At 72.3% G+C, this 11,299-nt stretch carries 7 protein-coding genes; 1 reads left to right on the top strand and 6 read right to left on the bottom strand.

The window, feature by feature from the left end; all coding sequences use genetic code 11:
- Window positions 1–73 precede the first annotated feature (73 nt).
- The 4 genes from ACZ4NB_RS10650 to ACZ4NB_RS10635 all read right to left on the bottom strand — a co-directional run bounded on the left by ACZ4NB_RS10650 (window position 74) and on the right by ACZ4NB_RS10635 (window position 4,502).
- Complete coding sequence (locus ACZ4NB_RS10650; RefSeq protein ID WP_467660077.1) at window positions 74–2,410, bottom strand: FtsX-like permease family protein; 2,337 nt, start codon at window positions 2,408–2,410, stop codon at window positions 74–76.
- Window positions 2,407–3,093, bottom strand: a complete 687-nt coding sequence (locus ACZ4NB_RS10645) for an ABC transporter ATP-binding protein (protein ID WP_467660075.1) — start codon at window positions 3,091–3,093, stop codon at window positions 2,407–2,409. Before ACZ4NB_RS10645 ends, ACZ4NB_RS10650 begins: the two co-directional genes overlap by 4 nt.
- A gap of 162 nt (window positions 3,094–3,255) precedes the next feature.
- On the bottom strand, window positions 3,256–3,534 hold the full coding sequence (locus ACZ4NB_RS10640; RefSeq protein WP_467660073.1) for a type II toxin-antitoxin system antitoxin: 279 nt from the start codon (window positions 3,532–3,534) through the stop codon (window positions 3,256–3,258).
- Entirely contained in the window at window positions 3,531–4,502 is a 972-nt protein-coding gene (locus ACZ4NB_RS10635; protein ID WP_467660072.1) for an SPFH domain-containing protein, read from the bottom strand. The genes ACZ4NB_RS10640 and ACZ4NB_RS10635 overlap by 4 nt, the downstream gene beginning before the upstream one ends.
- Window positions 4,503–4,810: 308 nt before the next feature.
- Here ACZ4NB_RS10635 and ACZ4NB_RS10630 point away from each other — a divergent pair, with 308 nt between their 5' ends.
- Window positions 4,811–7,093: a transglycosylase domain-containing protein gene (locus ACZ4NB_RS10630; RefSeq protein ID WP_467660070.1), complete on the top strand. Its 2,283-nt coding sequence runs from the start codon at window positions 4,811–4,813 to the stop codon at window positions 7,091–7,093.
- A 116-nt stretch (window positions 7,094–7,209) separates the two neighbouring features.
- Here the strand turns inward: ACZ4NB_RS10630 and ACZ4NB_RS10625 are convergent, their stop codons facing one another.
- Window positions 7,210–8,673: a catalase gene (locus tag ACZ4NB_RS10625; RefSeq protein ID WP_467660068.1), complete on the bottom strand. Its 1,464-nt coding sequence runs from the start codon at window positions 8,671–8,673 to the stop codon at window positions 7,210–7,212.
- A 167-nt stretch (window positions 8,674–8,840) separates the two neighbouring features.
- A complete protein-coding gene (locus ACZ4NB_RS10620) occupies window positions 8,841–11,258 on the bottom strand; it encodes a SpoIIE family protein phosphatase (protein ID WP_467660066.1) in 2,418 nt (805 codons plus the stop codon).
- Between the last annotated feature and the right edge of the window lie 41 nt (window positions 11,259–11,299).

Here is an 11,299-nt window from a genome sequence, read left to right as displayed (position 1 = left end):
GTGTATCGCTGGTGTATACGCACGCTGTATAGAGGCGGTCCCGGGGCCCTGTACGCGGGCCCCGGGACGCCGGTCACTCCGTCCGCAGCCCGTCCGGGCGCATCATCCGCCACAGCGGCGGCAGGCTGAGGAGGGTGACCAGCACCACGAGCGCGGCGCCGGCCGCCGGTAGCGGCCAGACCACCGACCCGTCGAAGGTCGACTTGCCCGCCATCCTCAGGAGCGCCACGCCCAGCCCGGCACCGCCCGCCAGCGCCAGGACGAGCCCCAGGGCGACGGGGACCGCGGTCTGCCACAGCACCGACCAGCCGAGCGTCGCCCGCCGGGTGCCGAAGGCCACCAGCACCGACAGCAGCCGGCGCCGTTCGCGCAGCTGCTCCAGCGTCGTCACCAGCATGCTGGCGGCGATCAGCGCCAGCGTCGCGGTGGCGGCGATCAGCAGCCCGGTGCGCACACTGGAGAACTGCTTGTCGCGCTCCAGGCTCTGCAGCGTGCCGACGCTCATCAGCGGGTCGATCCGGGCGGCGGTGTTGCGGACGTACTCGGCGGCGTCGCCGACCCGCGGATCGGTCTTCACCATCGCGCGGGCCGTCGGGTCGTCCAGCGCGGCGGTGTCCAGGGCGCCCGGCGTCGCGAAGATACCGAAGGCCATCTGTCCCGAGGGGTCCTTGCGGGAGTCGACGATGCGGGCGGACTTCGGGATGGTCCACAGCCGCGGCTCGCGGCCGGGTTCGCCGTCGGTCATGTCCCGGTTCAGCAGCACCCGGGCGCCGGGCCGCGCGGTCTTGAAGAGGTAGTCGCTCTCGACCATGCCGCTGCTGTCCTTGACGACGAAGACGTCGCCGTCCTTGCAGGAGCCGGTGTGCGCCAGTTCGCGCAGGGTGGGGCAGTCGCCGACGGTGAGCTGGGTGGTCGGGGCGAAGTCCTCGCCCTTGCGCACCGGGCCGGGCCGGGAGGCGGAGGCATCGATGGTCGCGATGACGCCGCGTACGCCCTCGGTGCGGCGGAACTCGCCGATCATCTTCCGGATCGTGGCGACGTCGTGGGACGGCAGCGCCACACTCAGCTGCGCCCGGTCCGGATCCTGCCCGGTGACCTTCATGAAGTCCTGCTGGATCGCGGAGAAGAACAGCTGCAGGGCGATGGCCCCGGCGACCGCGACGGTGATGCCGCTGACCGCGCGGGCCGCGGCCCCGCTGCCCAGCTGGAGCCGGCGGGTGGCCAGCTGCCAGGGCACCGGGCCGCCGGTGAAGCGCCCCACCGCCGCCTCGACGACCCACGGCAGCAGCAGTGTGATGCCGAACAGCATCAGCACCGCACCGCCCGCGATCAGATACGGGTCGACCGGTCCGTCGTCGCCGCCGACCGGTCCGTTGGCCAGCAGCAGGGCGATGCCCACGAGCGGCACCGGAAGCCGCCACCACAGCCGGCGCCGCCGCCCGGCGCTGTTGCGCACCACGCCCAGCGGTTCGATGGCCACCCCGCGCAGCGCGAAGAGGGTGACGCCGACGGCGCACAGCGGGACGGCGAGGGCGACCAGCGCCGCCAGGGCCGGGGCCGGCGTCAGATCGCCGGGGAAGGCGTTGACGTCCCAGACGGTGACCGAGCCGGCCGCCTGCCGTACGGCCAGGAACATCGCGGTGCCCAGCAGCAGCCCGCAGACCGCGCCGAACAGCGCCTCCCCGGCGGCCGTCCAGCGCACCGTCCGGGTGTCGGCGCCGATCAGCCGCAGCGCCGCCAGCCGCCGGTCGCGCCGCTCGCCGCCGAAGCGGACCGCGGTGGCGATGAAGATGGCCACCGGCATCAGCAGCACCACACAGGCCACGATGATCAGCACCAGCAGCACCGGATCCATCGGCCGGGGCTCGGTCCGGCTGCCGAAGCCGTCGATACGGAAGGCGCCGTGCTCGGTGCTCAGGGCGTCGCTGACCGCGTAGTACACCAGCTCGCCCGGCCCGGCCAGGCCCGGCTCGGTGAGGGTGCCGGCGGTGGTGAAGCGCAGCCGCTCGCGCAGCAGCTCGCCCTCCGGCGCCGAGAGCAGCTCCGCGAGGGCGGGGGAGACCACCATCTCGCCGCTGCGCGGCAGTTCGCGTACGCCGGGCGGGGCGGGGGCGCGGGGACCGTCGGGGCGCAGCAGCGCGCCCTTGACCGTCCGGCCGCGGAAGGAGGTTCCGGCCTCGGCGTACAGCAGGGTCGCGTCGGAGCGCTTGACCGGCTGCTCGCCGGCGACGGCCGCGCGGGCGTCGCCGCGCTGCTGCCGGGCGTCGAGGAGGTGCGGGATCGACGCGGCGCCGAGCAGCAGCATCACCCCCAGCCCCACCCCGATGGCCGTCAGGACCGTACGGACCCAGCCCTCGCGGCCGCCGCCGGCCGCGAAGCGTACGCCCATGGCAAGGCTGCGGGCCCTCATGCCGCGCCCGCCGTCTCCCGGGCCACGCCGTCGCGGACGACGATCTCCCGGTCGGAGTAGGCGGCGACCCGGGCCTCGTGGGTGACCAGGACGACGGCGGCCCGGGTGTCGCGGGCGGCCTCGGTCAGCAGGGTCATCACCCGCTCGCCGTTGAGCGAGTCCAGGGCGCCGGTGGGTTCGTCGGCGAAGACCACCCGGGGGGTGCCGACCAGGGCCCGGGCGACGGCGACCCGCTGGCCCTGTCCGCCGGAGACCTCGCCGGGCCGCTTGTCCCGGATGTCGTCGACCTCCAGGCGCTCCATCCAGGTGCGGGCCTGTCGTTCGGCGTCCTTGCGCTTGGTGCCGTTCAGGCGCAGCGGGAGGGCGACGTTCTCCAGGGCGGTCAACTCCGGTACGAGTTGGCCGAATTGGAAGACGAAGCCGAAGTCGGTGCGGCGCAGGGCGCTGCGTTGGGCGTCGGTCATGGCGGTCAGTTCGTGCTCGCCGTAGCGGACGGTGCCGGAGTCGGGGCCGATGATGCCGGCGAGGCAGTGCAGCAGGGTCGACTTGCCGGAGCCGGAGGGGCCCATGACGGCGACGACCTCGCCGGGGTGGATGGAGAACTCCGCGCCGTCGAGAGCGGGCGTGGCGCCGTACGCCTTGTGCAGCGCACGGGCGTCGAGCAGGGAACCGGCCGGGGTCATCCGAGGGCCTCCGGGAGTGCGGGCAGGGGGCATCGCCCTGTGGGTGCGAGGGGCATGCCGAGCACTCTACATGAGGTGTATACGCACGATGTATAGACGTGGTGTTCAGTGGCGGGTGCGGGCTCCGTGAGGGGTGCGGTCGCCGGGTGCGCCGGCGCCGCATCAGCCCTGGGGCGGGTCCGGCTCCTGCGCCTTGGGCGGCCGCCCGCGGCGCGGGATCGCCCCCGCGCCCCGGGGCAGCCGCCCCGCCTCCGACAGCGCCTTGCGCAGCAGGAACTCGATCTGCGCGTTGGCGCTGCGCAGTTCGTCGTCGGCCCAGCGCGCCAGCGCGTCATGGATCAGCGGGTCCAGCCGCAGCAGCACCTGCTTGCGCCGCTGCGGCCGTCGCGCGGGGGTCCGCTCGCCCTCGGCGCCGGACCCCTCGGGGCTCTCGGTGCTCACTGGTAGAGCGAGCCGGTGTTCAGGACCGGTTGGGCGGCCCGGTCGCCGCAGAGCACCACCATCAGATTGCTGACCATGGCCGCCTTGCGCTCCTCGTCCAGCTCGACGATGGCCTGCTCGCTGATCCGGTCCAGCGCCATCTCGACCATGCCGACCGCGCCCTCGACGATCTGCTGGCGGGCCGCGACCACCGCGCCGGCCTGCTGGCGCTGGAGCATCGCGGAGGCGATCTCGGGGGCGTAGGCGAGGTGGCTGAAGCGGGACTCGATGATCCGTACACCGGCGGCCTGGACCCGGGCGGTCAGCTCCAGGGCGAGCTTCTCGGTGATCTCCTCGGCGTTGCCGCGCAGCGACAGGGCGTCCTCGTCGTGCGCGTCATAGGGGTACTCGATCGCGATGTGCCGGACGGCCGCCTCGGTCTGGGTGGCGACGAACTCCAGGAAGTCGTCGACCTCGAACAGCGCCTGGGCGGTGTCCTCGACCTGCCAGACGACGATCGAGGCCAGCTCGATCGGGTTGCCGTAGGCGTCGTTGACCTTCAGCACCGCGGTCTCGTGGTTGCGCACCCGGGTGGAGATCTTGCGCGCGGTGGTCAGCGGGTTGACCCAGCGCAGGCCGTCGGTGCGGATCGTGCCGACGTACCGGCCGAAGAGCTGGATGACCCGGGCCTCGCCGGGCGCGACCATCTTCACGCCGGTCATGCAGAAGAAGGAGCCGAGCAGCAGCAGCACGCCCGCGATGAACAGCGGGATGCCGACCGCGTTGTGGCCGGCGTTGCCGAGGACGCCGCCGGAGATGATCGCGGCGATGCCGAGCCCCACCCCGAGCACCGTCAGCAGCAGGGCCAGGCCGCCCGGGATGCTGTGCGCCGGGGTCTCGCGGACCTGCGGGCGCGGCATCTCGGGGGCGTCCACCGCGAGCGCGCCGTCGGGGCCGCTGGTGGGTTCGGTCGTGGTCCGGTCGGTCATGAAGTCCCCGTTTCTCCAGATGCGGCACGTGATGTCCGCCGCAATCGGTGATGTCGCTGGTCTAGCAAAGTGCTATCACTTTAACGCGCGAATGGTCAGGGTGTCCACCGGTGCGCGGAGCGCCGGCCGTCGGTAAGTCCGCAGGTGGGACGGGGGCGACGCAGAACACCCACCTCCAGGTTCCGTCGGCGTGGGTGCTGTTTGTCACCCCGGGAAAAGCCTTGATCGATGAGTATTTGTTGACAGATGCGGTGTTAGCTTCAACAGCTGAGTTAGCTGGGGGCGGAACGACTGGAGTTGTCGAAGCGATGGGCCGAGCGGAAGCGAGAAGGGCGCGACAGGGGAGCGCCCGCCGGACCAAACCGAAACAGGGGAAGTCCGGTATACGCCGCCTTTTCACCTGGAAGAAGATCCTCGGAACCTTCCTCGGGGTGTGCCTGCTGGGCATCCTCGGCTTCATCGGCGTGTACCTGTACGTCGACGTGCCCGACGAGGGCAACAGGGACGCCCAGTTGCAGAGCAACGTCTTCAAGTACGCAGACGGCAAGGTCATGGCCCGGGTCGGCCAGGTCAACCGCGAGAGCGTGCCGCTGGACCGGATACCCAAGGACGTCCAGTACACCTTCGTCGCCGCGGAGAACAAGACCTTCTTCGACGACTCCGGCGTCGACCTGAAGGGCACCGCACGCGGCATCCTCAACACCCTGCTGGGCCGCGGCAAGCAGGGCGGCTCGACGATCACCCAGCAGTACGTCAAGAACTACTACCTGAGCCAGGAGCAGACGGTCAGCCGCAAGCTCCAGGAGATCGTCATCTCGCTCAAGGTGGACAACAAGCTGGGCAAGGACAAGATCCTCGCCGGCTACATCAACACCAGCTACTACGGCCGCGGCGCCTACGGCATCCAGGCCGCCGCGCAGGCCTACTACGGCGTGGACGTCGAGAAGCTCACCGTCTCGCAGGGCGCCTACCTCGCCTCGCTGCTCCAGGCGCCGAACCAGTACGACTGGACCCTGGCGACCAAGGACGGCAGGGAGCGGGTCAAGCAGCGCTGGGCCTACACCCTCGACAACATGGTCGAGATGCACTGGCTGTCCAAGGAGGAGCGCGCCAAGCAGCACTTCCAGGTCCCCAAGCGCCCCAAGCCGCTGCCCGGTCTGACCGGCCAGACGAGCTACCTGGTGGCCGAGGCCAAGAAGGAGCTCTACGCCCAGGGCGTCGACGAGAAGCAGTTCGAGCGCGGCGGCTGGACGGTCACCCTCGGGATCCAGAAGGACAAGCAGCAGGCGCTGGAGAAGGCCGTCAAGCACCGGCTGACCGACGACCTCAAGCCCAAGACCCGCAAGGTCGATCGGGACGCCCAGCTCGGCGCCGCCTCGGTGGACCCCAAGACCGGCCACATCGTGGCGATGTACGGCGGCGCGGGCTACCCCAAGCACTACACCAACAACGCCACGCGCTCGGACTACCAGCCGGCGTCCACGTTCAAGCCGCTGATCCTCGCCTCGGCGATGGAGAACAACGCCCTCACCCAGGGCGGTCTGCCGATCAACCCGAACACGATCTACGACGGCCACAACCGCCGCCCGGTCGTGGGCGGGACCATCCCCTTCGCGCCGCCCAACGAGGACGAGCACGAGTACGGCAAGATCAGCGTCCAGACGGCGACCAACAACTCCGTCAACGCGGTCTTCGCGCAGATGGGCCAGGACGTCGGTCTGGAGAACGTCAAGAAGACCGCGGTGAGCCTGGGCATGGACGGCTCCAAGATGGAGGCCCGGCCCGCCATGACGCTGGGCTCCATGGGCGCCAGCCCGCTGCAGATGGCCGGGGCCTACGCCACCCTCGACAACCACGGCATGAAGGTCACCCCGACGCTGGTGACCAAGGCCGTGCACCCCGTCGACGGCGTCGACACCGAGCAGCAGCTGAAGAACCCGATCGGCGAACAGGTGCTCAGCCGCGAAACCGCCGACACCATCACCTCCGTGCTGGCGGGCGTGGTCAACGACGGTACGGCCACCAGCGCCGTGAAGAACACCGCCTACCACGCGGTCGGCAAGACCGGCACCTCCGACGACAACAAGTCGGCCTGGTTCGTGGGCTATACGCCCAAGCTGGTCACCGCGGTCGGCATGTTCGGCGAGTCCCCCAAGGGCGGCGCCCAGGTCACCCTCAAGGGCACCGGGGGCGGCGGCCGGGTCAACGGCGGTGGCTACCCGGCCCAGGTGTGGGCCGCGTACACCGAGGACGCGCTCAACGGCAACATCGGCGCGGACTTCGACCTCGAAACCGACCTCGGCGCCGGGGTGCCCCCGACCAGCACGCCGACGCCCAGCAACACCCCCTCGTCGACCCCGACGCCGTCCGGCACGCCCAGCGGTACGCCGACGCCGACCCGGACGCCGACCAGCAGCCCGTCGCAGTCCGAGTCCGGCCGCCCGACCGGCCGGCCCACGCCGACCGGCAGCTCCTCCGGCCCGCCGGACGGCGGGACGACGGACGGCGGCGGCACTACCGACGGCGGGACGACGGACGGCGGTGGCCAGGACGGCGGCCCCGAGCCCAACAGCGTGCCCGGCTTCCACTGACGCCGGACCCCGCACGCCGTGCACGCACGCACCGCGGCCCCCGCCTCGATGGGCGGGGGCCGCGGTGCGTGTGCGGGCGCTCGGGCCGGCGCTTGTGGCGCCCCTACGGGAGCGCCCTAGCCGCCGTTCACCTTCTTGGCGATCCGGTCGCCCACGTTCTTGTCGATGCTGCGCCAGTACTGAAGCGCGCGCTCCAGCACCGGAGTGCTGACGCCGTTGAGGAGATGGCCGGAGACGTTGTCGACGAGGCGGGCGCGGGCCGCGTCGTCCAGGACCTCGCGGACCATCGTGCCCGGCTGGCCGAAGTCGTCGTCGTCCGCGCGCAGCGAGTAGGCGTTGCGGACCATCTCGCCGGCGGTCTCCCACCCGGCGGCCGGATCGAAGCGCTCGGGGTCGGCGGCCGGTCCGCCCTTGGAGTTCGGTGCGTACGGCGCGCTCACCCGGGCGGGGTCGAAGCGCATCGGGCCGTCCTTGGCGTAGGAGTGCACCGGGACATGCGGCCGGTTCGGCGGCAGCTGGGTGTAGTTGGGGCCGATGCGGTACCGGTGGGTGTCGGGGTAGGAGAAGATCCGGCCGAGCAGCATCTTGTCGGGCGAGACGCTGATGCCGGGGATCAGGTTGCTGGGCTCGAACGCGGCCTGCTCGATGTGGATGAAGAAGTCGTCCGGGTTCCTGTCCAGGGTCATCCGGCCGACCTCGATCAGCGGATAGTCGCCGTGCGGCCACACCTTGGTCAGATCGAACGGGTTGAAGCGGTAGTCCGCCGCGTCCTCGAACGGCATGACCTGCACATACAGCGTCCACGAGGGGTGGTTGCCGCCCTCGATCGCCTCGTGCAGATCGCGCCGGTGCGCATCGGCATCCGCCCCGGCGAGGCGGTCGGCCTCCTCCTGGGTGAGGAACTCGATGCCCTGGTCGGTCTTGAAGTGGTACTTGATCCAGAACCGCTGGCCGCCGTCGTTGATCCACATGTAGGTGTGGGAGCCGTAGCCGTTCATGTGGCGGTAGGTCCTGGGGATACCGCGGTCGCCCATCAGCCAGGTGACCATGTGGGCGGACTCCGGGGAGAGCGTCCAGAAGTCCCACTGCATGTCGTTGTCGCGCAGACCGCTGTCCGGCCGCCGCTTCTGGGAGCGGATGAAGTCCTGGAACTTGATCGTGTCGCGGACGAAGAAGACCGGCGTGTTGTTGCCGACCAGGTCGTAGTTGCCGTCCTCCGTGTAGAACTTCAGCGCGAAGCCGCGCGGGTCGCGCCAGGTGTCCGGGCTGCCCTGTTCGCCGGCCACCGTGGAGAAGCGGGCCAGCATCTCGGTCCTCTTGCCGGGCTGGAAGACGATCGCCTTGGTGAACTGGCTGACGTCGTTGGTGACCTCGAAGGTGCCGTAGGCGCCCGAGCCCTTGGCGTGCACCACCCGCTCGGGGACCCGCTCGCGGTTGAACTGGGCCATCTTCTCGATCAGGTAGTGGTCGTGCAGCAGGATCGGGCCGTCGCGTCCGACGGTGAGCGAGTGCTCGTCGCTCTCCACCGGGACCCCGGCGTTGGTCGTCGTGCGCGGGACGTCGCGAGCGGAGCTGGTCATGGGTGGGATGCCTCCCAATCGACGGGGTGTCGGGGCAATAGGTGCGGTAGGCCCCTTTTGCCCACCCAAGCAGTCAACGCCTTCGACGGCATGTCGGCAAGAGTTGGACCCCGTCCGGTCTCGGACGGGGTCCAATATGTGGGACGCGGGCCGGGCGCCCGCCGACGTCAGCGGCGCATCGCCCCCGGCGGCATCGACAGCTCGAACCAGACGACCTTTCCCATGCTCAGACGGGTCGCGCCCCAGCGCCGCGCCATCCGGTTGACGAGGTACAGGCCCCGCCCGCCCTCGTCCGACGGCCGGGCCTGGCGCAGCCGCGGCAGCTGCGGGACATCGTCGCCGACCTCGCAGCGCAGTACGTCCGTTCGCAGCAACCGCAGCGTGATCGGCCGCTCCGCATACCGCACCGCGTTCGTCACCACCTCGCTGACCAGCAGCTCCAGCTGATCGGTCAGCTCCTCCAGACCCCAGCGCGCCAGCGCCCGCCGGGCCAGCCGGCGCGCCTGCCCCGCCGTCTGCGCCTTCGGATCCAGATACCAGTACGCGACATCGCTCGGCGCGATCCCGTCGAACCGGGCCGCCAGCAGCGCGATGTCGTCATCGCGGTCGCCGGGCCCCAGCATGTCCAGCACCTCGTCGCACAGCGGCTCCAGCGGCGGCGGATGGGGACCCGTCAGCCGCGCCGTCTCCGCCAGCCGCTCCCGCAGCTGCTCGATACCGGTCCACACATCGCGGATCCGCGACTCGACCAGCCCGTCGGTGTACAGCACCAGCGTGGCACCGGCCGGGGCGTCCAGCTCCACCGCCTCGAAGTCCACCCCGCCGACGCCGATCGGCGCACCCGACGGCACCCGCAGCACCTCGGCACGCCCGCCGCGGTGCAGCATCACCGGCGGCGGATGGCCCGCGTTGGCGATGGTGATCCGGTGCGCCACCGGGTCGTAGACCGCGTACATGCAGGTCGCCATCCGGTCCGTGCCCAGCCGCTGGGCCTGCTCGTCGAGGTGGTGCAGCACCTCCTGCGGCGGCAGGTCCAGCCCCGCCAGGGTCTGCGCGGTGGTCCGCAGCTGGCCCATGATCGCGGCCGAGGTCATCGAATGCCCCATGACATCGCCGACCACCAGCGCCACCCGGCTGCCCGGCAGCGGGATCGCGTCGTACCAGTCGCCGCCCACCCGGGCCGTCTCGGCGGCCGGCAGATAGCGGCTGGCCAGCCGGACCCCGGTGGGCTGCGGCAGCGAATCGGGCAGCATCGTGCGCTGCAGCGCGTCGGCGATATACGCCTCGCGGCCGTAGAGCACCGCCTTGTCCACACCCAGCGCGGTGTGCGTCGCCAGCTGCGCCGCCACCAGCAGATCGTCCGGATCGAACGCCGGCCGGTCCGGGCGCCGCAGGAACACCGCCGCACCGATCACCCGCCGCCGCCCGCGCAGCGGCGCCAGGATCACCCGGTGCCCGCCGGGCAGCCGCGGATCGGGCCCCAGCAGCTCGGGCAGCGCCGTACGCGCCGCCTGCGCCTCGCCGAACAGCGGCCGTACGCCCCGCAGCACCTCGGCCAGCGGACCGCCGGGCCGCACCTCCGCCAGCTCCGCGGCGCTGCCGCCCATCGCCGGCCCCAGATCGGGCTGCGCGGGCAGCACCGGCAGCCGGGCGCCGTTGGTGTCCGGCTCCTCCGGGATCCGGTCGGTACGCCGCAGCCGCAGCACCACCGGGCCGGTCGGGCGCTCGTCGCCCACCGGCAGCGGATCGCGCAGATAGACCAGGATCGCGTCGGCGAACGTCGGCACCGTCGCCCGGCACAGGCCGAGCACGATCTCGTCGAGGTCGATGCCGCGGGCGATCCGCCGCGTCGCCGCCCCGATGAACCGCAGCCGGTCGCCGCCCGCCTGCCGGGCCGCCGCCACCTCGCCGCTCTCGCCCGGGTGCGCCGAGCGCGCCGGGGGAGCCGGCGGCAGCGGAGCGGGCGGCAGGCTCTCCGGCGGGCCCGCCGGAGCCGGCACCTGGGGCCCGGAGGCGTCCCCGGCCGTCGCCCGCACCGGATCGCCGCCCCGCGGCCGCGACCGCCCGACGCCCTTCTCCCGCGGACGCTGCCCGTGGTGCGGCTCCTCGCCCGGCTCGGGCGCCCCGGCGCGGTTCACCGCGCCCTGCCCCCGCCGCCCGGCCCGAGCCGTCTCCCGGCCCGCGTCCGGCGCGCCGCTTTCCCGCCCGCTCGCCGGCATGGCCACCTCCCCGTATGAGTCTCCGTACGCCTCCCCGTACGGAATGGCGGCGCCGTCCCGCGCCGCACCATGGTCCGCGACCGGCTCGTCGTCGGCGTGGCCGAAGCTCCCGGCACGGCCGGCCGGCGGACCCGCCGAGGCCGTGACGGCGGCACCGGACAGGCCGAGGTCGTCACCGCCGCGCACCGCGAAGCCGCTGCCCGGCACCGGGGCGACCCCGGTCGCGGCGGGCTGCTGCAGGGCACTGCGCGGGTCGGGAACCGCGCCGAGCGGCGCCGTCCCGCCCGGCCCCCGCGCAGGGGACGCCGAGGGCGCGGCGGTCGAGGCCGACCGCCGCAATTCGTGGGAGGTGGGGTGCTCCGTCACGCGTGGGATTCCATCCGTCCGGGGCTGCGCGCTCGACGCGC

Source organism: Streptomyces sp. NPDC026575 (assembly GCF_055567415.1).
Note: the sequence above shows the minus strand (reverse complement) of the source record. Positions and strands in the feature narration are given on the sequence as shown.